The organism is Corynebacterium sp. LaCa117, assembly GCF_046717765.1.
GTDB classification, from domain to species: Bacteria; Actinomycetota; Actinomycetes; order Mycobacteriales; family Mycobacteriaceae; genus Corynebacterium; species Corynebacterium kefirresidentii.
Genome location: NZ_CP177102.1, coordinates 984815 through 1006583, shown reverse-complemented (window position 1 = coordinate 1006583; position 21769 = coordinate 984815). Strand labels below are relative to the sequence as shown.

Genomic DNA, 21769 nt, shown 5'->3' with positions numbered 1-21769 from the left:
TGTGATGTCTATGGAGTTTTTGGACACGGAGTCTAATGGATTTTTGGACGGGGAGTCCAGATAGTTTTTGGTCACGGAGTCCAAAGACTTCCTTGTCGTGATGTCTCAAGACTTTTTGGACAGTCGGTGGGTTGGAATACCAAGATGGCTATTTCAACCCATCTCCGCAAGAAAATAGCGGACTTCGACCCAGTAAGAGACGGACGAACCGTCACCCAATTCTGCAAGGATATTGGCGTATCTCGCCAAACCTATGCCAACATCAAACGCCGCGTTGAACAACGCGGCCGTGCAGGCATCCTGCCTGACTCCACCGCCCCGCATTCCCCAGCCAGAATCTACGATGATCACCTTCGTCAGAAAGTCATCACAGCTCGATCAGTGCTCAAGGCCCAGGGACGTGACTATGGCCCGTGGTCAATCTATTACTACCTCATTGATGACCTTGGTTTAGAGCACCCACCGGCACGGTCTACGATTGCGCTTTGGCTCCACGAAGCTGGTGTTGCTGAGGCCAATGCCCGTAAACGTCCTCGTAAAAGCTATAAACTCTGGGCACGCGATAAGGTCGATGAGCTGTGGCAACTCGACGGGTTTGTCTACCGACTCTTTGACACTCCACATACCCAGATCACTATCTACCAGCTGGTTGATGATGCCAGCCGGTTTGATCTGGGCTCACAAGCCTTCGCCGCCAAAGAAAACGGATTCGATGCTCGCACTACCTTGGCCGCAGCAATAGAAACGTATGGTCGCCCGCAGGAACTTTTGACCGATAACGGTGAAGCTTTTGCCACCTATCACCGGGGCCGATTGTCCGATACCGAGCGCTGGCTCGCCGCCCAAGGTATCTGGTCCATTGCAGGTTTTGGCCCGCAAACCCAAGGCAAAGATGAACGCTCGCATCAAACCATGACCAAGTTTCTCGATGCACGCCAACCTACGACACTTCAGCACGTCCAACAGCTGTTGGACGACTACCGCGAGTTTTACAACACCAGGCGCCGCCATCAAGGCCTGTTAGTCGGCAAAATGCACATCACTCCAGCCCAAGCCCGTGAGCACTTCGCCCACGCTCAATCCCCAACACAACCCATTGACCCGGATATGCTGTGGGCCAAGATTGTGAAGTCATACCGGGATACACACTCAGAAAGCGCGATACACCACGAGCATCGTATCGAGAATGGGGTTAAAGAGGCGATGGCGCCGGTTGTGGGAGAAGTTGCAGCTTCTCCCACAACCATCGATGACGATAACGAACCAATCCAGCAAGAATCATCTCCTACCGTCAGTCCCACCGTAGACGGTCTATCCGCCCAGTCAAGCAACGCCTGGGGTATCCCCGACACACTGTGGATCAACAAAAGCGGAGTGGTGCGCATCCTGGGCTATGGATTCTATGTAGGACTCCGGTTTAAAAACCGGCTCATATACAGCCACGTTACCGATGACACCGCTGAGTTCTTCACTGATCATGATGGTGAAGCACTGTTTTCATTCCCACTGCCCATCAAGCTACTTGAGCGTCCAGCCGGCGGACAGATCAACATCGGGCATGTCGAAGGAATGTGGCACCGCCGACCACCAGAGATCAAACCAATCCTGTCGCGTCCGCGCCCGTCGAGACGAAAGAAACCATAACCGGTAAGACGAGCTAGAGACTGTCCAAAAACACCAAAGACTCCCTGCCCAAAAAGCAGGGAGACTCCACGTCCAAAAAGTCATTGGACTCCTAGCCCAAAAAGTTACTGGACTCCGTGTCCAAAAAGTCCATGGACATAACAAGCATGACCTACCACTTGGCGCTAGCCTCCACGGATCTACGCAGCATAGCGCTCGGTTTCGCCGTGTTTAGCTGTCTTCCCGCTGCGGTGTTAGCTACTGCCGGTATGCTCGTTCACGCCACTCCACGGCCGGACCGCTCAGGAATGTACGGCGCTCGTGGCATTCGCCTTTTTACCGCACTCATCTGTAGCGTCGTTGCCGGTTTGGTAGCCGGTGCCATTTTGGTATTGCCCACCGGCATGGACCTTTCGGTTCTTACCGGCGCGCTCATCTTTTCCCTAAGCGCAGGTGCTATTACTTGGTTCTCCCGCGCGACCATTCCTACCGCGCTCATTTCTGTGGGCACTATGGTGCTAGCTACCGGTGCGCTCCTTAGCGTGTGTGCCGTGTGCTTTCCACAAAATTTCAGTGATAATCCCTTGACATCACTGTCTTCCTATTTCTTCACTGCACTCGTTGCATTCCTTTTCCCAGGCTTGGTAACCGCGATTATCGCAGCATGCATGGCCGTCCAATCCGCCGCGCCTGCACACCTTCTCCCGCGGCAGGAAGACATCTCCGTTCCCCTACACACCCACATAACGCCTACTCCCCATGAAAGAGGAAAGGCGATTGCTGCTAAGCAACCTCGCACTCGTGCCACCACCTGATTTACTCAGACCAGCGGCAATGAATAAAGGCCCTATTTGGTGAGTAGACGGTGTACGACGAACCGCCTGCTCACCAAATAGGGCCTTTGGCCGTGCCTAGTGTATAGGTCTTTTTCCTCCCCAGTCCCTTACTCTACGGCCCGGTGTGCACCGAACCATAGAGCTTAAGGCCGATTAAAAACTAAAGTTTTAGCGCTCGTTATAGCGGCGCTCATAGGTCTCGCCTTCCGCGTAACGTGTGCTGCTTGCAGCGCCACTGGCGCGGCCCGGAGCCGAATAGTCACCGCCACGGGAGCGCACTCCGGCACCGCCACGCAGGGCAGAGCGGTCGGAGTTTACTGTACGCAGCAGGCCATTAAGGGTGGTTTCAAATTCGCTTAGCTTGCCATCCACAAATTCATCGCATTCACTGCGCAGACGGTTAGATTCGGTGTGGGCGGATTCCACAATGCGATGTGCTTCTTCATCGGCGCGGCGAACAACTTCTGATTCCGAAACCAGACGCTCTTGCTCTGCGCGGCCTTCAGCGACGGAACGCTCATATTCATCATTCGCCTGAGCGATAGTACGGTCTGCTTCCGCGCGGGCCTGCTCCACCATGGACTGAGCGCGAGCTTCAGCATCAGCCACCAGCTTGGCGGCATGCTGTTCTGCATGGGACACCGTGGCATCTGCTTCCTCGCGGGCGTGGCCCACAATGTCATCTGCCTGGGCATTAGCATCATTGATGGTTTGGTCCGCGCGCTCTTCAGCGCCGTGCAGGATTTCATCCTGCTTATCCAAGACATCCTGCGCGTCATCAATCTCAACGGGCAGCGCGTTACGGAGGTCGTCGAGAAGCGCGAGCATTTCATGGCGCGGAACTACGCAATTAGAGGTCATGGGGAAGCCATGGGCCCCCTCCAAGTGCTGAACTAATTCATCTAGAGACTCAAAGACACGGTACATACCGCGAATTTTACATACCCTCACCCGCCATGCGTGGAGGCCACGCACCGAGTGTGTACTGCAGATTTTACTTCCACAACCGGTCTTGCCAGTCCGCGCCCACACATACAGAATTTATGGCACGCATATACAAAAACAAGCTCCCCTTTTACCGCCACGCTCTGTGGCGCAAAAGGGGAGCTTGAATAAAGGCCGATTTTTAGATGACGCCCTGTGCCAGCATGGCATCCGCTACCTTCTTGAAGCCGGCGATATTTGCGCCGGCTACGTAATCGCCTTCGCGGTCGTATTCCTTCGCCGTGTTGTCGATGTTTTTAAAGATATTAGACATGATCGCGTGGAGGCGGTCATCGGTGTAGTCAAAGGACCAAGAATCACGGGACGCATTTTGCTGCATTTCCAGCGCGGAGGTAGCAACACCACCAGCATTAGCGGCCTTGCCCGGCGCGAAGTTGATCTTGGATTCTTGGAATATGTGGACGGCCTCCGGGGTGGACGGCATATTGGCACCTTCGGCCACGTAGCGCACGCCGCCTTCCACAAGCTTTTTGGCCGAGTCGCCGTCCAGCTCATTTTGGGTAGCACACGGCAGTGCCACGTCCGCCCCTACTTCCCAGATATTTCCGCCCTCATGGAATTCCACGCCGCTGCCAGCCTCTTGTGCATAAGTGGAAATACGCTCACGACGAGTTTCTTTGACGTTCTTGAGAAGCTCGATGTCCACGCCTTGTGTGGTGGTGATATAGCCGGAGGAATCGGACATGGCCACCACGGTGGCGCCCAGTTCTTGGGCCTTCGCTGCGGCGTAGATGGCAACATTGCCAGAGCCAGAGACAATGACCTTGGCACCATCAAAGGACTCGCCATGGGTCTTCATCATTTCATTGGTGAAATAGACCGTGCCAAAGCCTGTGGCCTCGGTACGAACCAGGGAACCGCCCCAGGTCAGGCCTTTGCCAGTAAGGACACCGGATTCATGCTGGGTAGTCAGGCGGCGGTACTGACCAAAGAGGAAGCCGATCTCGCGGCCGCCGACGCCAATATCACCGGCCGGAACATCGCGGTATTCCCCGATGTGGCGGTGCAACTCCGTCATAAATGACTGGCAGAAGCGCATGACCTCTACCTCGGACCTGCCCTTGGGATCAAAGTCAGAACCGCCCTTGCCACCGCCGATGGGCAGGCCGGTCAGGGAGTTTTTGAAGATCTGCTCAAACCCGAGGAACTTAATGATGCCCAGGTTGACCGAAGGGTGAAAACGCAGTCCACCCTTGTAGGGGCCGAGCGCGGAATTGAACTGGACGCGGAAACCGCGATTGACTTGGATATCACCATTGTCATCGATCCACGGCACGCGGAAGATGAGCTGGCGCTCAGGCTCGCAGAGGCGCTCCACCAAGCCGTAGTCCGCGTACTGCGGGTCTTTTTCTAGGACAATCTTCAACGAGTCCAGAACCTCAGAAACCGCTTGGTGGAATTCTGGTTCTCCCGCATTGCGCTTGAGCAATTTGTCGTAGTACTCAGAAATTTGGCTATCTACTGACATGGCGTGCATTCCATTCTGTGGACGTATAAGAACAGATACCAGTTTCCTATCAAACTACCGATAAAGCAAGCAGTTTCTAGACCTTGCATAGATCCGCACCGTCTTTACCAGCGACAATAAAGTAAAATATTTTCTGTAGAACGTTCGAATCTTAAGCCTCGCAGACTCCCTTCGCAGGCGGGCTTTATAATCACGGGCATGCATATTGTCGTCGCGCCAGACTCGTTTAAAGGCACCGCCTCCGCGCCCGAGGCCGCAGCAGCCATTGCTATGGGGGTGCGCCAGGCTCTTCCCGAGGCCACGGTTACCACCTTGCCCATGGCCGATGGTGGCGAGGGAACCGCCGCCGTCCTCGCACAAGCGGCCGCGGCCGGCGGACAATCCGTCGAAACCATCACCCTGCCTACCACCGACGCCATAGGCCGCTTGACTCAGGCAAGCTATGCTCTGGCCGGAACCACTGCGTTTATCGACGTCGCCTCTGCCACCGGCCTGCCCGCAGTACAGGACAGCCTTGATCCGCTGCACGCCGATTCTTATGGCACCGGCGTACTGATTGCGGATGCAGAAACGCGCGGCGCCACCTCGATTGTGCTCGGGCTGGGAGGCACCGCCAGCATCGATGCTGGCATGGGCATCCTTACCGCGCTCGGCGCTGCCGCGCACGACGCCCGCGGCTACGCCCTGCCTAAGGGCGGCGCTCCCCTAGTTCAGCTCGATCACATCGACACCGCGCAGCTCAATATCAAGGCGGGCATGCTTGATTTCACATTGCTGGCAGATACCCGCGCCACTCCAGTACAGGCGGCAACCATGTACGGCCCCCAAAAAGGAGCGCAAGGCGAGCAGGTAGCACTGCTGGCCGGCGCCATGTTGCAAGCATGCGAAGTCACCGGCGCCGATGCGGACTCCGAATATTTCGGTGCCGCGGGTGGCCTTCCCATCGGCCTGCACTGGCTTTCTCGCACGCTCTGGGGCTCAGATGAGCATATTCGCGTCTTATCCGGCGGCGCACATGTCGCCACTGCGCTCGGACTTCCAGAAAAAATATCCTCCGCCGATCTCGTCATCACCGGCGAGGGCCGGTTTGACGAGCAATCTTTGACCGGAAAGGCCGTCGGAACCATTGCGGCTCTCGCCCGGGACGCAGGCACGCCCATGGGCATCATCGCCGGTTCTTTCGAGCATGGCACGGACGCCTACTGCGCATCGCTTAGCCAAGAAGGCCCACTGGCGCAACAGCTGGCGGCAGCCGCCAGGGACATCGTCAAGCAGCTCTAAGGCCGAATAGACAGCGACCATGGGAAGATAGCTGGCCGTTCATGCGCTAGCTCATCTTCCAGCAAGACGTGGTCTTTCGGCAGCACGGCATGCGGGGTAAGAAGACGCGAGAGCACCATGCCTAGTTGGTTAACCGAGCCGCTCACCCCTGTTACCGCAATGTCGTAGCGGTACACGCTCGCGTCCTCAAGGTCGCGGTCTTCATGCTCATCGCGATAATTTTGCCGCAGCTGTTCTTCCAACCCCTCTGGAAACTGCGGCGCATCAGGGCGAGTAACCTCAGCGGAGGCTAATGAACCGCTTTCTACCAACTTGTCGGTGGCAGTGGTAAAGATATCCGCGACGCGCTCTGCTTGTGTGTTGGGAACCAAAACATCAAATTGAATAACCGGCATAGCGCTAACCCTACCCAATTCCTAAGGTGTGAAACCATGTCTGATTCTGCCCGCATCGCCCAGCTCGTCACTTCCCAGCAGGCCGATCTGGAGTGGCAGCAGGACTTTTATGAGGACCTGCACCGCCACCCCGAGCTTTCCCACGAAGAAGAGCGAACCGCCGGTCGCATCCGCGCCAAGCTCGCTGATTTTAACTGCGAGGTAGTAGAAAACATTGGTGGCTTCGGAATGGTCGCCATCTTCCGCAATGGCGAAGGCCCCACCGCTTTGCTGCGCGCGGATTTCGATGGCCTGCCGGTAGAGGAGGCCACTGGCGTGTCCTATTCCGCTACCAATGGAAAGATGCACGCCTGCGGACACGATATGCACACCACCGCGCTGCTAGGTGCCTGCGCGCTTCTCGACGCCTCCCGAAACACCTGGTCCGGCACCTTCCTCTCCCTTTTCCAACCGGCCGAAGAATCCTCCATGGGGGCTAAATTCATGCTGGCCGATAACCTCATCGAACGCGTGCCGCGCCCCGATATTTGCCTTGGCCAGCACATCATGCCCGGCCGCGCCGGCACAGTTCGCCACACCGCCGGCCCGATCATGGCCGGATGCGACTCCCTGCGTATCCGCGTCTTTGGCAAATCCGCCCACGCCTCCATGCCCCATAACTCCATCGACCCGACCTACATCGCGGCTATGATCGTCACCCGCCTCCAAGCCATTGTGGGCCGCGAGGTCGCCCCGCACGAGTTCTTTGTCATTTCCGTAGGCGAGCTTCACTCCGGCGATAAAAACAACATCATCCCCGACTCCGCCGAGCTGGTACTCAATACTCGCTACTACGATCCCGCGCTGGCAGAAAAGGTCTACCACTCCCTCGAACGAATGGTTAAGGCCGAGTGTGTCGCCTCTGGAAGCGATCAGGACCCTACTTTTGAGTACTACGCGCACGGCGAGGTCACCGATAATGACGCCGCTGCCCATGCCCCAGTAGGCGAGGTTTTCGACGCCGCTTTTGGCTCCGATTCAGTCATCGCGGCCCCCTCCACCGCTTCCGAAGACTTTTGCTACCTGCCGCAGGCGTGGGGTGTGCCCTATGTCTTCTGGCACATCGGCTGCACTCCGGAAGATGAATTGCAGGATCCTCCGGTCAACCACCAAGCAACCTTCCTGCCTGACTATGCCCCCACTGTTTATGCCTCCACCCGGGCGGCATATGGTGCGGCATTGACCTACTTGGCCACGCCCTAGGTGCCCGAGACGCGTCTCCTCATTCCCCCGCCTGCGGCGCAGGGACAATGCTATTAAGCTGGCAGACGTTTCGTGACTCCCCACAAACTTAAGGTTGAAAATGAGCCAGCCACGGCATTCTGCTTTCGAATCCACTGTTCCCTCCCATGTCCGCGCGGCCTCTGGCGTGAGCCCGCACAGCGCTTCCAACCGTAAGTTCTGGTCGGGCCTCTCCGGTGCCGTCATGGAGCAGATTGCCGATAATTGGGAGCGCACCCGTGCTGCCTACGCGGAAACGCGCCAACAGCACTACTTCTCTGCGGAATTCCTGCAGGGACGCGCGCTGCTCAATAACCTCACCAACTTGGGTCTTGTTGACGATGCCAAGGCTGCGGCCAAGGCAACCGATCACGAGCTGAGCGATGTCCTCGAAGCCGAGCATGATGCCGCGCTCGGCAACGGCGGCCTCGGACGCCTTGCCGCCTGCTTCCTCGATTCCGCTGTCACTCAGGACTACCCCGTAACCGGCTATGGCCTTCTCTACCGCTACGGCCTTTTCCGACAGTCCTTTGAGAATGGCTTCCAGAAGGAACAGCCAGATGCGTGGATGGAAAACGGCTATGACTTTGTCATTCGCCGTGCCTCTGAACAGCGCCGCGTCCACTTCGATGACATGGACGTGCGCGCAATTCCCTATGACATGCCTATCACCGGCTACGGGACCGATAACGTAGGCACCCTGCGCCTATGGAAGTCCGAGCCCATCGATGACTTCGATTACGATGCCTTTAACTCCCAGCGCTTTACCGAGGCCATCGTCGAGCGCGAGCGTGTTATGGACATCTGCCGCGTGCTCTACCCCAATGACACCACGTACGAGGGCAAGGTATTGCGCGTGCGCCAGCAGTACTTCTTTGTCTCTGCCTCCCTGCAGACCATGGTGGATAACTACATTGACCAGCACGGCGAAGACCTCACCGGGTTTGCGAAGTATAACTCCATCCAGCTCAATGACACCCACCCCGTACTTGCCATCCCGGAGCTGCTGCGCATCCTGCTCGATGAGCACGGTCTGAGCTGGGATGCAGCCTGGAAGATCGTCACCGAAACCTTCGCCTATACCAACCACACCGTGCTGGCGGAGGCGCTGGAGAGCTGGGAGGTGTCCATCTTCCAGAAGCTGTTTTGGCGCATTTGGCAGTTGGTGGAGGAAATCGACCGCCGCTTCCGCGAAGATATGGCCCATCGCGGCCTAGATCAGGGTCGCATTGACTACATGGCGCCGGTATCCAACGGCCACGTGCATATGGCCTGGATCGCCTGCTATGCCGCCTACTCCATCAATGGTGTCGCCGCCCTGCACACGGAAATCATCAAGGCCGATACGCTGGCCGAATGGCACGAACTCTGGCCGGACAAGTTCAATAACAAGACCAATGGCGTCACCCCTCGCCGCTGGCTCAAGATGTGTAATCCCCGCTTGGCGGAACTGCTTACCCAGCAAGCAGGTTCCGATGCGTGGGTTACAGATCTCACCCAGCTTGCCCAGCTCGCCGAGAAGGCAGACGATACAGTTCTGCTGCGCGAGCTCATCGCCATCAAGCAGGCCAACAAGCGCGACTTTGCTAACTGGGTAAAAGACCACCAGGGCGCCGACGTTGATCCCGGTTCCATCTTTGATGTACAGATTAAGCGCCTGCACGAGTACAAGCGCCAGCTGATGAATGCCCTCTACGTCCTCGACCTCTACTTCCGCATCAAAGACCAGGGCGAGACTGTGCCGAAGCGCACCTTCATCTTTGGCGCGAAGGCCGCACCGGGCTACGAGCGCGCCAAGGCGATTATTAAGCTCATCAACACCATCGCGGAGCTAGTCAATAACGACCCAGATACCAAGGACATCATCCGCGTAGTCTTTGTGGAGAACTACAACGTCTCCCCCGCCGAGCACATCATCCCGGCCGCTGATATCTCCGAGCAGATTTCTGTGGCTGGCAAGGAAGCCTCCGGCACGTCCAATATGAAGTTCATGATGAATGGTGCACTGACCTTGGGCACCATGGATGGAGCAAACGTAGAAATCGTCGAGGCGGTTGGCGAGGACAACGCCTATATCTTCGGCGCCCGCAATGAGGAGTTGCCGCAGCTGCGCGCCGAGTACAACCCGGGCGAGCTTTACCAGAGCGTGCCAGGCTTGGCCCGCGTGCTTGATGCGCTTGTCGACGGCACCCTAGGCGCCGAAAACACCGGCATCTTCGGCGACCTGCGCTCCTCGCTTCTCGATGGTTACGGGGAGCACGCCCAGGACCAGTACTACGTCCTCGGTGACTTCGCCGACTATCGCGAAGCCCGTGACCGCATGGCTGCGGACTATGAGGAAGACAACCTTGCTTGGGCTAAGAAGGCGTGGCTCAATATCTGCTATTCCGGCCGCTTCTCCTCTGACCGGACCATCGCGGACTACGCGAACGAGGTGTGGAAGATCCAGCCCACCCCGATTTCCCAGCGCTAAGAAAAGGTCCTGCCCTTCGATTTCGTGGCGGAGGACAGGACCTTTTGGTAAGGCGTTGTGCTCAATTCTGTTTAGCGCAGGCCCACACGCTTTAGCTGCTCATAGATGGGCTTCAAGTCAATATTGAGCACACCCATTTGCGTAGCCAGGAAGCCGAGTCCACCGACGACGGCCCCCAGGATTCCTAGGCCGGTAGCGAGGCCTGCGGCAAAGCCCTTGCTACTACCGTCCTTGCCTTCGCCATCCGAGGGATTAGCAGTATCTCCCGGCTGTTCTGGGTCACCAGCGGAATCGGTGCCATCGTTCCACCACTCGTCAAAGACCAAATTGGCCACCAAAGTGTTGTCGATGTATTCACCGCGCACCGAATCGGTACCAGAGGTACGAGCCATAATGTCCTCCGAGCCGGCCCCCTTGAAGAAGAACGGCACTAGCTGGTTGGTGTGCTGCCCGGAGTACCAACCGTGGCGGGCAACCTTGCCCTTCTCACCTTCCATAGCATTGAAGCGGTTGTCCGCTTCAGGGTTGTCTTCAGTCGGCACTTCATTAGCGCCGGAGAGATAGCCAGTCTCGTGGTCCGCGGTAACAACGAGCAGAGTATCTTCCCACGAGGAGTTCTCCTCCACCCACTTAATGGCGGCGTCAACCGACTTATTGAAATCCTGGGTCTCCTCGATATCGCGCACCGGGTTATTGCCGTGGCCGGCCCAGTCAATGGCACCGCCTTCAATCATGATGGAAAAGCCATCCTCGTCCTGTCCCAGCGCATTGAGGGCGCCAGTCGTCATGGTGGGGAGATCGACGACGTCGTTAAGCTCGTCCGAGTATGGAGCCTTTGCCTCGCCCGAGCGGGAGTTCTGCAACGTGGAACCTACCTGCGCGATACCCCAATACTTCTGCTACGGCTTGACGTCACCTTGCGCCATCTTCTTGAAGTCATCGTTGGACTCGAAGTAATTCCAGTCGGTCTCGCCTCCGGAAAGCTTGGCGTAGTCGTCCTCGTACATGAAGCTATAGTCGGGAGTATCGACCTTCTGGTGGTCATTATCGTAGAACGGGTGGCCAGCGGCCATGACCAAGTCGAGGGCGCTGCCGAGCGTCTCACGGCTAATGTCCTGCAGCTTATCGCGGTCCTTGTTGTGCGCGGCCCACGCCGCCGGAGTGGCTTCGGAATAGAGAGTGTCTGATGGTTTGTGTGTGGGTACCTAACCTGCATGAGGAGATGGACCAGAATGACTACTGTGGCGAGACGAGATCCGGCTGATAAGGCCAAGATTGATGCGATTGAAAAGAAGCTTCTTGCTAACCCTGAAATCGCGAAGCTGATTGATGACCTAGGCACGTCTACAACGGATGCCAACGACCTGGTTCGCGGCATGTTGTAAGCCTCGATTACCAGGGGACTCAACGCTGAAATGGATGCCCACCTGGGCTACGAGTCTGGCGACAGGAGCGCTAAATCTGCAGCTAGAACAGACAATCACCGCAACGGGTCGTATCCAAAGACCGTGGATTCTAACTACGGGCCAGTCACCGTTGATGTCCCGAGGGATCGGGCTGGAACATTCTTGCCGACTATGGTCCCTAAAGGCTCGAGGAGATTGACCGATGTCGATGACATGACCGTTAGCTTGTACGCCGGTGGGATGACAATTAGGGACATCCAGCACCATATGGCAACGGCGATGCGTGTCGATATTTCCCATGAGACGATTTCCGCAGTCACCGATGCCGTCCTCGATGAGGTCATGGTCTGGCAAAACCGCCAGCTAGACGAGTTCTACCCGGTCATTTTCCTGGACGCGCTGCGCATTAAAATCCGCGATGGCGGCCTAGTGGTCAATAAGTCCGCGTACATGGCAATCGGCGTAGATCTCGACGGTATCAAACACATTTTGGGATTGTGGATCGCCAAAGAAGAAGGCGCTTCATTTTGGGCGCAGGTTTGCGCCAATCTTTCCAATCGTGGGGTCAAGGACGTCTTTATCGTCTGCTGTGACGGGCTTAAAGGCCTGCCAGAAGCAGTTGAAGCAACGTGGCCGAACTCTATGGTGCAAACCTGTATCGTGCACCTGATTCGTGCCGCTAACCGATGGGTAGCCTACAGGGATCACCGGGGCGTATCGGCCGCGTTGAAAAAGATTTACACCGCCACGGACGAGTCCACAGCTAAGGCTGCTTTAGACGAATTTGAAGCCTCTGAATTGGCAGAAAAGTATCCACGCTCAGTCAAAGTCTGGCGAGATGCATGGGCGCGTTTCGTACCATTTCTCCAGTTCCCACCAGCAGCCAGCAAGGTCATTTACACGAAGAATTCGATTGAATCATTCAACAATGAACTGCGGAAAGCTACCCGCAACAGGGTGCAGTTCACTAACAATGAATCAGCGCTCAAGACGCTATGGTTGATGATCTGCAATATCGAAGACAGACGAGCTGCCAAGAGAGCGAAGCAGGGCAAACGAGTCTCAGCGACAACCGGCAGACTCATGGAAGGGACCCGAGTTTCCGGCTGGAAACAAGCCATTAACCAAATGGCCGTGGCCTACCCCGACAGCTTCGACAAATACCTATAAACCTAGCCCCACACACAAACAACTTGACACCCTCCGAACAAGCAAGCATTGATAGATGCAGGTCTGCACTACATTTTGTCGGTGAAACCCCACCGTGCCTGAGGTGAGTGAAACCTGGCGGCGGGAAATCCCTGGTGAAGCCTACGCCCACGGCCAGATCTGGACACAAGCCTCGGCAAGCGATGCGCGCAAACACACAACCCCGAATACGGTGACCCACTTCCAGTACTCCTATGATCGGGCCAGACGCGGCCTGCGCGGAATCAAAGAGCAAGTCGCAAAAGCCAAACGCGCTGTTGACGGCGAAATCGCCATTAAGCGCAACCGCTATTTCGATCTTTCCACCCCGAACAAGAAGGTCAACTACGCTCTTGCTGCCAAACACCGAGCCCTAGCCGGAATTAAAGGCTATGAAACCGACCTGACCGCTCTTCCCGCCCAGGAGGTTATCGGGCATTACCGCAGGCTATTCCACATTGAAAATGTCGTATCGGATGTCGAAATCAGACCTGAAAGCACGCCCAATCTATGCGAGGAAACAAAACTCGATCACAGCACATCTCAATATTGTGATGGCAGCACTAGCCGTGACCCACCTGATGGAGACCCGCAGTGGTCACTTCATCAAACGCCTCGTGAGAACACTCAAGAAATACCGCAGCTTTCAACTCGTCGTTGGCGGCGAAACCATTCACGCCGCCGTACCATTCCCGCCCGACCTCACTGCCACCATCCAAGTAATCACCGGCCGCGAACTTCCGCACAAAATTGGCCTAAGTCAGGTTAGAAGGGAATCAGCACACCGTCTCGTGGGATTCGTGCTCTGGGTGCTCAATCTGGATGGTGGAGTGCTCGATACCGTGTTCGCGCAGGGCCTGCTGGGCGGCATCCAACAGCGGGCCGGTGCCGACGGTGCCGTCGCGCACGATATGCACGGTCGTGAGCACGTTCACGCCGTCCAGGCTCCACAGGTGCAGGTCGTGGATGTCAGCAACGCCCTCGACCTGCCGCAGCGCGGGCTCGATCGCACTGGCGTCGAAGTCCGCCGGGACTTGCTCGAGCAGCACGCTCGCCGAAAGCCGCATGAGCTGCCAGGCGCGCGGCAGCACCATCGCCGCGATCGCTAGGGAGGCGATCACGTCCGCCGCCACAAACCCCGTGGTCAGTACCACAATGCCGGCCACGATTACTGCGACCGAGCCGAGCATATCCACTAACACGTGCAAGAACGCGCCCTCCACGTTGATCGAGGATTTGCGGTGCCGGTGCAGAACCCACGCCGATAGCGCATTCGCCACCAGGCCGATCACCGCGATGATCAGCATCGTTTTTCCCTGCACTTCGGCCGGGCTCTGCAGGCGGCGCACCGCCTCGACGACAATCCACACCGAGATCGCCAGCACCATCACTGCGTTCGCCAGTGCAGCAAGCACCTCCACTCGTCGGTAACCGTACGTGGCCTGAGCCGATGCTTGTCGGCGCCCAACCAACACCGCTAACACCGCGATGATCAACCCCGCAGCGTCGGAAAGCATGTGCATCGCATCCGCCATCAGCGCCATCGAACCCGCCAACCAGCCGCCGATCAGCTCCGCGAAGAAGACGGTGCCGGTAATGCCTAGCGCAATCAAGAGTGCGCGCAGCGGCGTGCTGGAGTGATCGTGGTCGTGGTGCTCGTGTGCCATGCACTCAGCCTATCCCCGTCGACGCTTATTGACAATTAAATGAAAATGGATGGCGGTAAGCGCAGTCACTGAGGCCAAGTCGGCCTGATTTAGGTCATTGTGCAGTTGTCCTTTGAATATGTAGAGAAGCTGAAACAAGAACACACATAAACTAATGCAACTGCATGTCAAAGAAGCGGCCGCCGGGTGGACGCGAGGTAAATATAAAACTACTTTTGTATAAATTGATATAGAAAAGCGCCGCGACCCGTAGAACGTGTTAAAAGGAGGGTCGCGGCGCTTGTACCAAAAGAAATTACTTTTTGGTCTCACCCAACAGATGGCACTGAATCATGTTGGTGTTACCAGCGATTCCTGGAGGGGTACCAGCAATGACGACAATCATGTCGCCTTCCTCGTACCTGTCCATTTCCAGCAATGCATCATCGATGGCTTCCATCATGTCATCGGTGGACTTAACGTGCGGGCTCAAGAAGGTCTCAGCACCCCACGTCAAAGCCAGCTGGGAGCGAACCGCTGGGTCCGGCGTAAACGCCAACAGCGGAAGCTGGGAGCGCAGGCGAGCCACTCGCTTAGCGGTATCGCCGGAGGTAGTAAAGGCTACGATGGCCTTTGCATTGAGGCGCTCGGCAATGTCGCGGGCGGAATAGGACACCACACCACGCTTGGTGCGCGGAACGTGAGTCAGCGGTGGCACCTTGCCACCATCTTCAGCATTAGCCACAATCTTGGACATGGTGCGCACAACGTTCTGCGGGTCAATGCCCACGGAAGTCTCACCAGAGAGCATGACAGCATCGGCGCCATCGAGCACGGCGTTGGCAACGTCGGATGCCTCTGCACGGGTCGGGCGCAGGTTGGAAATCATCGAATCCAGCATCTGGGTAGCCACGATGACCGGCTTAGCGTTTTCACGCGCAATCTGGATAGCGCGCTTCTGGAACAGCGGCACGCGCTCAAGTGGCACCTCAACGCCGAGGTCACCACGGGCAATCATGATGGCGTCGAAGGCCAGCACGATAGACTCGAGGGCATCGACTGCCTCTGGCTTTTCCAGCTTCGCAATAACCGGAACGCGGCGACCTTCTTCATCCATAATCTCGTGGACCTTATCCACGTCAGCTGGGGAGCGAACGAAGGAAAGCGCGACAAGGTCTACGCCAAGCTTCAGAGCGAAGCGCAGGTCAGCGATATCCTTCTCCGACAGGGCCGGCACGGAGATATCCATGCCAGGAAGGGAAACGCCCTTGTTATTAGAAACCGGGCCACCCTCGGTAACCTCACACACGACGTCATTGCCGTCGACTTCCTTACAGACAACGGCGACCTTTCCGTCGTCGATAAGCAGGCGGTCACCCGGCTTGGCGTCCTTGGCCAAGCCCTTATAAGTGGTAGATACTCGGTCGTGGGTGCCTTCGATATCGTCCACGGTAATGCGGACGATTTCACCGTTATCCCACTGCTCCTCGCCGTTAATAAAGCGGCCAAGGCGAATCTTGGGGCCCTGCAGGTCCGCCAAAATACCGACGGCGCGGCCGGTCTTATCAGTAGCCTGGCGCACCCAGTTGTAATTCGCCTCGTGGTCCGCGTGCTCGCCATGAGACATATTCAAGCGGGCAACGTCCATGCCGTCTTGAACGAGGCGCAAAATGCCATCCTCGCTAGCAACGGCAGGGCCGAGAGTACAGACAATCTTTGTTCTTCTATCCAGCATTATTGGCCTATTCCGTCGGGGAAACTGAACACTCCCCAACCTACTCCTTCGTATGGATTGGGGCCACAATTTTGGACCCCCATTTTCCGAACGGACACTCAAAAATGCCCCAACCCCCACACAATCAAACCTATTCGGAAATACTGGGGTAGAACCTACGGTGATGCAGAGTCCGGATGCTGCCCCTCAGGTACCGCGCTACCATCGCCACGCCCGTCACTATCGCGGCGCTCGGCCCAATACTTAGGATCTACCTCTGCGGGAGATTCTGGGCCTTGGCGGCGCCTGTCAAGCAAGAAAAAGACGACCGCAGAGATGATGAAAATCACCAGGGAGACGATGATATTCACGCGCAGCCCGAAGATATGGGTAGCTTCATCGGAACGCATTCCTTCGATAAAGAACCGGCCCAACGTATAGCCCATGACATAGAGGGCAAAGACTCGTCCGTGCCCCAACTTCCATGCCTTGTGCGCCCACAAGAGGAATAGGCATACAAGGACGTTCCACACCAGCTCGTAGAGAAAGGTTGGATGCACCGAAGTCATAACCTCACCCGTGGAATGCCCGGAAACCGGCGCATAACCGCCGTTGTCATTGACTCGGTAGTAAATATCTAAAGCCCATGGAACGTCGGTCGGGCGCCCGTAGAGTTCTTGGTTAAACCAGTTGCCTAGCCGCCCAATCGCCTGCGCGAGGACCAGGCCCGGGGCCACCGCATCAGCAAAGGGGCCGAGTGGAACCTTCTTCACTTTGAAAAGTACCCACAAGGCCAGCGCGCCGAGAGCAACGGCACCCCAAATGCCAAGGCCGCCATTGGTAATCTTCAGCGCATCCGCGGGATTGCAACCATCGCAGAAGTACTTCTGATTATCGGTGATGACGTGGTAGAGCCGCCCGCCAATGATGCCGGCTGGGATAACCACGATGGCAGCATCCCACACTGTGTCTGGGTTGCCGCCGCGAGCGGTATAACGGCGCAAGGTCATGCGCAGGCCGACGATAATGCCCACGATGATGCACAGCGCGTAGGCACGGATGGGAAGTGGCCCCACCTGCCACACGCCCTGCGGCGGAGACGGAATATTTGCAAGAATTTCTGTGTGCACGTAGCCAGTGTGCCTTATCCCCCACCCCGCCAGCTAGTCGGGGTATTACTCTAATTTGCGCGCAGGGCACGCTGGGTGCTGGCCGGCGGCAACCAGCGACCGAGCCAACGCTGTAGGGTCTTGGGCCGCCATGACTGATTCGCCGACGAGCACCGCATCGGCGCCCCGAGAAGCATAGTGAAAAAGGTTGCGCGCGTTGTTTACCCCACCTACTGCAATGCGCAGGATGGATTCGGGCAGGCCCGGGGCAATATCGTTGAACGCCTCACGGTTAATCGCGTCCGAGGCTAAAGACCATGCATTGATGGAGATAACGCTACTTCCAGCCTTAATTGCGCGGTCGACCTCGGCGCAGTTGCGTACCTCGACGATGGCGGTCATACCGAGAGATTCCACGCGGTCTAATAGTGCCTCCAAGCGAGCCTGCTCCAGCAGCTCTACTTGCAGTGGGATAGCATCGGCCCCATAACAGCGGGCCTCATGAATTTGGTAGGGATCCACGATGAGATCTCGTGACATCATGGGTACATCAATCGCAGCGCGGGCGGCCGCCATATCCTCCAAAGAACCGTGGAAACGGCGGAAATCAGTCTGGCACGCCATAAGGTGTACGCCGCAGTCCTCAAAGGTGCGAGCCCATTGCGCCATGTGCTCCGCAGAGCCAACATGTGCAATCTCACCGCCGTAGGGAACGGCACGCTTGAGCTCCGTGATAACGGAGCAGCCGGGGCGCAAGAGAGCTGCGCGCACATCCCGGGGAGATTCCATGTCACGCGAGCGTGCCTTTACTTCCTGGAACGACACACGGGACTCCCGCGCAGCGACGTCCTCTAAGACTCCTGCTACTAGGTGGTCAACGGCAATGGGCGTAGGCATCAGCACCTCCCTCCACGGGCGATTGAAATCACACTTAGGTTAACCCGCTCCCGTGCAGTTGCGGAAATTGCACAGGCTACGGGGCTATTTTTTATCCATATCAGTGGGATCGATATCACTATCAAGCGCGTCCCACATCACGCGGCCAGAATCAGAGGAGGTTTCCAAATCCTCCTCCAATTTCGCTTGGCGCGCTGCCGGCGTCTCGTATTTGCTAGATGCCTTCACTTTATCCTCGCCTGGGTTGCGAGCTAGCATAACCGCACCAAAAAGGGCTATTGCCGCTCCTACCAGGGCCAGAATCGGCCCCCAGGCATGCACCTCGGTGGAAACGACTGTGGCCCATTTAGAAATTTGCGCGGAATCTACTGCATTCTTATTAGCCGAGGCACCTTGCAGGATCTTCTGCGCGCGCTCAGCATCCGCGCCCGCCGTCAGCAAGCTAACCGGGGTCCATGCACTGGCCGCTGCTGCGAGGGCACAAATAATGCCCACTACGCGCCTACCGATGCGGCGCAGAGCCATTCCCGCGACGGCGCCGGCAACCAACACAAGGGTCAAGGCCATAATCTCTAGCGACCATGCCGAACCTATGATGTCATTGGCGGCGGAGCCGGCCTTATCATCTTCGCTGGCAGCAACCACCCACGTGGCACGGGAAGACAGCCACAATACGATGGCTCCTACAGCGATAAGTAACGGTCCAAGGCGTTTAGCCTTCACGATTGTCCTCCTAGGAGATCTGTGGCGTCAAAGCACGTGCGGTCACCGGTATGGCAGGCGCCGCCACGCTGCCGCACGGTCAGCAGGATAGTATCTCCATCACAGTCAAGGCGAACGCCCAGCACCTCTTGGGTGTGGCCAGAAGTCTCACCCTTGACCCAGTACTCATTGCGCGAGCGCGAAAAATACGTTGCCTTGCGCGTGGCAAGGGTATGCGCCAAAGCATGGTCATCCATCCATGCCATCATCAGCACCTCACCGGACTCAGCCTGGGCAATGGCCGACACCAAGCCTTGGTCATTGCGCTTGAGCTGCTTGGCGATGCCCCCATCTAGTTCATAGTCGGCCGGGTTACTCATCGGCGCACCTCGTAACCCGCGGCGTCTAGGGTGTTCTTTACGTCGCTGATCTCTACCTCACCAAAGTGGAAAATGCTTGCGGCCAAAACGGCATCGGCGCCAGCGGCAACGGCCGGTGGGAAATCCGCGGCGCTGCCCGCGCCGCCAGAAGCGATGATGGGAATAGTTACTGCCTCGCGCACGGCGTGCAGCAGGTCCACATCAAATCCTTGCTTGGTGCCATCGCCATCCATCGAGTTGAGGAGAATCTCCCCTACTCCGAGTTCCTCGCCACGGCGAGCCCACTCAATGGCGTCAATTCCGGCCGACTTCGTACCACCATGCGTGGTGACCTCGTAACCAGAGGGCGCAAACTCCCCCCGGCACCGGCAGGCATCAACGGACAGCACGATGCATTGGGCCCCGAAAACCGCGGCCATTTCGCGCAGCACTTCCGGATTCTTAATCGCTGCAGTATTTACGGAAACCTTATCTGCACCGGCGCGCAGTAGCTCCCGGACGTCGTCGACGCTGCGTACCCCGCCGCCAACTGTTAGTGGGATAAATACCTGGTCCGCAGTGCGGCGTACAACCTCTAGCATGGTTGAACGCCCTTGCTTTGAGGCAGATACATCCAAAAATATAAGCTCGTCAGCGCCTAAGGAGTCATAACGCGCGGCCAACTCCACCGGGTCACCGGCATCGCGCAGGTTTTCAAAGTTAACGCCCTTGACCACTCTGCCTTGATCCACGTCTAGGCAGGGGATAATACGTACGGCTACAGCCATATCGGCCGCCTCCTTTGTGAGAATGAAGTCTTAGCGGTGAAAGGAACCGCTATGACGGGACAAGATGTCCACGATAGTGGCATGGACCTGCGGGGTACCTGCGACCAAGCCACGCGACTGCGCAGTCCACGGATTTCCTTCCGGATCAGTCACTACTCCGCCGGCGGCTTGGATTTGCAGTGCACCAGCGGCGTTATCCCACGGGTGTGGGGAGAAGTTAATCGCGCCATCAAATACGCCCTGTGCAACAAAGGCATTATCCAGCCCCACTGAACCGGTCATCCGCGGGCGCAGGCCGGTTTCGCGCAGTTCGTGGAAGATCTCAGTGGGCAGATGAGAAGAGCAGCCCACGTGTCCGCGCGCTTCATCGAAGCCCATCGCGTCCTCCCCACCGCCGAAGCCAGTAGCAGGCCCGCCTACTGAGCGCAGTGGAGAGCCATCGCAAGTAACCAAACGTCGCCCCAATAATGGGAAATCAGACACCGCTACAACAGGTGCGCCCTTATGAATGAGCGCCACCAAGATGCCGGCTAGGGGGTTTCCGGCGGAGTAATTTGCGGTGCCATCAATCGGATCTACCACCCACACGGTATCTAGCACGCTGCCGCCGGATTCTTCTCCGTACACCGGGATGCCGGTCATCTGAGTCAAAATATCGCGCAGCTGTTGCTCGATGACGAGATCTACCTCGGTGGCAAAATCTCCCTGCCCTTTAAAGCGGGCGGGTTGCGCACCAAGGCCGGAACGAAAAATGGTTTCTACTTGGTCTACGGCCGCCTCCGCGAAGGCCACCAACTCGCGGGGTTCCATCATGGCTTAGTTGTCCTCAGGGTCGAACGGGTCAATGGTTTCTTCCGCCGGCAGCGGCTCTACCTCGGCCACTGCTGCGAGAGCTTCTTCGAGGCTGAATTTCCCCTCGTAGAGGGCTTTTCCAATAATGGCGGAATCAATGCCCTCATTTTCATAGAGAGCAAGCTCGCGCAGGTCTTCCACGCTAGAGATACCACCGGAGGCGGTGATTTTAGCTTCCGTAGCCATGGCGACCTCGCGCAGCAGCTCGATATTCGGTCCGCTTAGCGTGCCGTCTTTAGATACGTCTGTCACCACAAAGCGCTGGCATCCGGCAGCATCGAGGCGCTCGAGCACCTCCCACAGGTCGCCGCCATCGGAAACCCAACCATTGCCCGCAGTGCGCCACTCGCCGCCTTCCTCGCGCACGGCGAGATCCACGGCAACTTTATCGCCATAGCGCGCAAGGATATCTTCTATCCATTCCGGCTGTTCAAGAGCAGCGGTGCCAATATTAATGCGCTGCGCGCCGGTAGCCAGTGCTTGTTCTACTGCGGCATCGTCTCGGATGCCGCCACTAAGTTCCACGTTTATGCCCAGCTCTGCGGTAATATTCGCCATCTGCTCGTGGTTGGAACCGCGGCCGAATGCCGCATCCAAATCCACAAAATGCAGCCATTGCGCGCCGTGGGACTGCCACTTCAACGCGGCATCGCGCGGTGCGCCGTAGGAGGTTTCGGTGCCTGCTTCGCCTTTGTCCAAGCGCACCGCTTGACCCTGAGAGACATCAACTGCGGGCAAGAGCGTAAAAGTCATAGTCATCATCCTAC

General features: G+C 57.3%; 21 protein-coding genes and 1 pseudogene. 8 read left to right on the top strand and 14 right to left on the bottom strand.

Annotated elements, in window-relative coordinates; translation table 11 throughout:
- The first annotated feature begins 144 nt into the window (after window positions 1–144).
- Window positions 145–1644, top strand: a complete 1500-nt coding sequence (locus ACLI1L_RS05070) for an integrase core domain-containing protein (RefSeq protein WP_411707371.1) — start codon at window positions 145–147, stop codon at window positions 1642–1644.
- A gap of 116 nt (window positions 1645–1760) precedes the next feature.
- On the top strand, window positions 1761–2438 hold the full coding sequence (locus ACLI1L_RS05065) for a hypothetical protein (RefSeq protein WP_411708239.1): 678 nt from the start codon (window positions 1761–1763) through the stop codon (window positions 2436–2438).
- 189 nt (window positions 2439–2627) lie between these two features.
- On the opposite strand, the gene ACLI1L_RS05060 is transcribed toward ACLI1L_RS05065, so the two are convergent.
- Entirely contained in the window at window positions 2628–3386 is a 759-nt protein-coding gene (locus ACLI1L_RS05060; RefSeq protein WP_086587443.1) for a DivIVA domain-containing protein, read from the bottom strand.
- A gap of 199 nt (window positions 3387–3585) precedes the next feature.
- A complete protein-coding gene (gene gdhA, locus ACLI1L_RS05055; RefSeq protein WP_411708238.1) occupies window positions 3586–4932 on the bottom strand; it encodes an NADP-specific glutamate dehydrogenase in 1347 nt (448 codons plus the stop codon).
- Window positions 4933–5130: 198 nt separating this feature from the next.
- Here gdhA and ACLI1L_RS05050 point away from each other — a divergent pair, with 198 nt between their 5' ends.
- Entirely contained in the window at window positions 5131–6213 is a 1083-nt protein-coding gene (locus ACLI1L_RS05050; protein WP_411708237.1) for a glycerate kinase, read from the top strand.
- Here ACLI1L_RS05050 and ACLI1L_RS05045 read toward each other — a convergent pair.
- Complete coding sequence (locus ACLI1L_RS05045) at window positions 6210–6608, bottom strand: hypothetical protein (RefSeq protein ID WP_411708236.1); 399 nt, start codon at window positions 6606–6608, stop codon at window positions 6210–6212. The two genes, ACLI1L_RS05050 and ACLI1L_RS05045, sit on opposite strands and share 4 nt — an antisense overlap.
- A gap of 36 nt (window positions 6609–6644) precedes the next feature.
- Here ACLI1L_RS05045 and ACLI1L_RS05040 point away from each other — a divergent pair, with 36 nt between their 5' ends.
- On the top strand, window positions 6645–7850 hold the full coding sequence (locus tag ACLI1L_RS05040; RefSeq protein ID WP_411708235.1) for an amidohydrolase: 1206 nt from the start codon (window positions 6645–6647) through the stop codon (window positions 7848–7850).
- Window positions 7851–7950: 100 nt separating this feature from the next.
- Entirely contained in the window at window positions 7951–10341 is a 2391-nt protein-coding gene (locus tag ACLI1L_RS05035) for a glycogen/starch/alpha-glucan phosphorylase (RefSeq protein WP_411708234.1), read from the top strand.
- Between the two features lie 71 nt (window positions 10342–10412).
- Here ACLI1L_RS05035 and ACLI1L_RS05030 read toward each other — a convergent pair whose 3' ends face one another.
- Entirely contained in the window at window positions 10413–11204 is a 792-nt protein-coding gene (locus ACLI1L_RS05030; RefSeq protein ID WP_411708233.1) for an alkaline phosphatase, read from the bottom strand.
- 36 nt (window positions 11205–11240) lie between these two features.
- Entirely contained in the window at window positions 11241–11414 is a 174-nt protein-coding gene (locus ACLI1L_RS05025; protein WP_411708232.1) for a hypothetical protein, read from the bottom strand.
- 159 nt (window positions 11415–11573) lie between these two features.
- Between ACLI1L_RS05025 and ACLI1L_RS05020 the strand changes: the two genes are divergently transcribed.
- The 3 genes and pseudogenes from ACLI1L_RS05020 to ACLI1L_RS05010 all read left to right on the top strand — a co-directional run bounded on the left by ACLI1L_RS05020 (window position 11574) and on the right by ACLI1L_RS05010 (window position 13704).
- Complete coding sequence (locus ACLI1L_RS05020) at window positions 11574–11726, top strand: hypothetical protein (RefSeq protein WP_411708231.1); 153 nt, start codon at window positions 11574–11576, stop codon at window positions 11724–11726.
- Window positions 11727–12917 (top strand): annotated as a pseudogene (locus ACLI1L_RS05015) (IS256 family transposase); the annotation flags it as partial.
- 103 nt (window positions 12918–13020) lie between these two features.
- Complete coding sequence (locus tag ACLI1L_RS05010; RefSeq protein ID WP_239234733.1) at window positions 13021–13704, top strand: hypothetical protein; 684 nt, start codon at window positions 13021–13023, stop codon at window positions 13702–13704.
- 7 nt (window positions 13705–13711) lie between these two features.
- Here ACLI1L_RS05010 and ACLI1L_RS05005 read toward each other — a convergent pair whose 3' ends face one another.
- The 9 genes from ACLI1L_RS05005 to priA all read right to left on the bottom strand — a co-directional run bounded on the left by ACLI1L_RS05005 (window position 13712) and on the right by priA (window position 21755).
- Complete coding sequence (locus ACLI1L_RS05005; protein WP_005328806.1) at window positions 13712–14602, bottom strand: cation diffusion facilitator family transporter; 891 nt, start codon at window positions 14600–14602, stop codon at window positions 13712–13714.
- Between the two features lie 295 nt (window positions 14603–14897).
- Window positions 14898–16313 carry a pyruvate kinase gene (gene pyk / locus ACLI1L_RS05000; RefSeq protein ID WP_248099936.1) on the bottom strand — a complete coding sequence of 472 codons (1416 nt, stop codon included), beginning with the start codon at window positions 16311–16313 and terminating at the stop codon, window positions 14898–14900.
- A gap of 158 nt (window positions 16314–16471) precedes the next feature.
- Window positions 16472–17425 carry a prolipoprotein diacylglyceryl transferase gene (gene lgt / locus ACLI1L_RS04995; protein WP_086587434.1) on the bottom strand — a complete coding sequence of 318 codons (954 nt, stop codon included), beginning with the start codon at window positions 17423–17425 and terminating at the stop codon, window positions 16472–16474.
- A 45-nt stretch (window positions 17426–17470) separates the two neighbouring features.
- On the bottom strand, window positions 17471–18301 hold the full coding sequence (locus ACLI1L_RS04990; protein ID WP_023021255.1) for an indole-3-glycerol phosphate synthase TrpC: 831 nt from the start codon (window positions 18299–18301) through the stop codon (window positions 17471–17473).
- An 84-nt stretch (window positions 18302–18385) separates the two neighbouring features.
- Complete coding sequence (locus tag ACLI1L_RS04985; protein WP_049361115.1) at window positions 18386–19024, bottom strand: TIGR02234 family membrane protein; 639 nt, start codon at window positions 19022–19024, stop codon at window positions 18386–18388.
- A complete protein-coding gene (gene hisI, locus ACLI1L_RS04980; RefSeq protein WP_086587433.1) occupies window positions 19021–19383 on the bottom strand; it encodes a phosphoribosyl-AMP cyclohydrolase in 363 nt (120 codons plus the stop codon). Before hisI ends, ACLI1L_RS04985 begins: the two co-directional genes overlap by 4 nt.
- Complete coding sequence (hisF, locus tag ACLI1L_RS04975) at window positions 19380–20150, bottom strand: imidazole glycerol phosphate synthase subunit HisF (RefSeq protein ID WP_086587432.1); 771 nt, start codon at window positions 20148–20150, stop codon at window positions 19380–19382. The genes hisI and hisF overlap by 4 nt, the downstream gene beginning before the upstream one ends.
- Window positions 20151–20180: 30 nt before the next feature.
- Window positions 20181–20963 carry an inositol monophosphatase family protein gene (locus tag ACLI1L_RS04970; protein ID WP_086587431.1) on the bottom strand — a complete coding sequence of 261 codons (783 nt, stop codon included), beginning with the start codon at window positions 20961–20963 and terminating at the stop codon, window positions 20181–20183.
- A 3-nt stretch (window positions 20964–20966) separates the two neighbouring features.
- Window positions 20967–21755 carry a bifunctional 1-(5-phosphoribosyl)-5-((5-phosphoribosylamino)methylideneamino)imidazole-4-carboxamide isomerase/phosphoribosylanthranilate isomerase PriA gene (gene priA / locus ACLI1L_RS04965; protein ID WP_049361112.1) on the bottom strand — a complete coding sequence of 263 codons (789 nt, stop codon included), beginning with the start codon at window positions 21753–21755 and terminating at the stop codon, window positions 20967–20969.
- Between the last annotated feature and the right edge of the window lie 14 nt (window positions 21756–21769).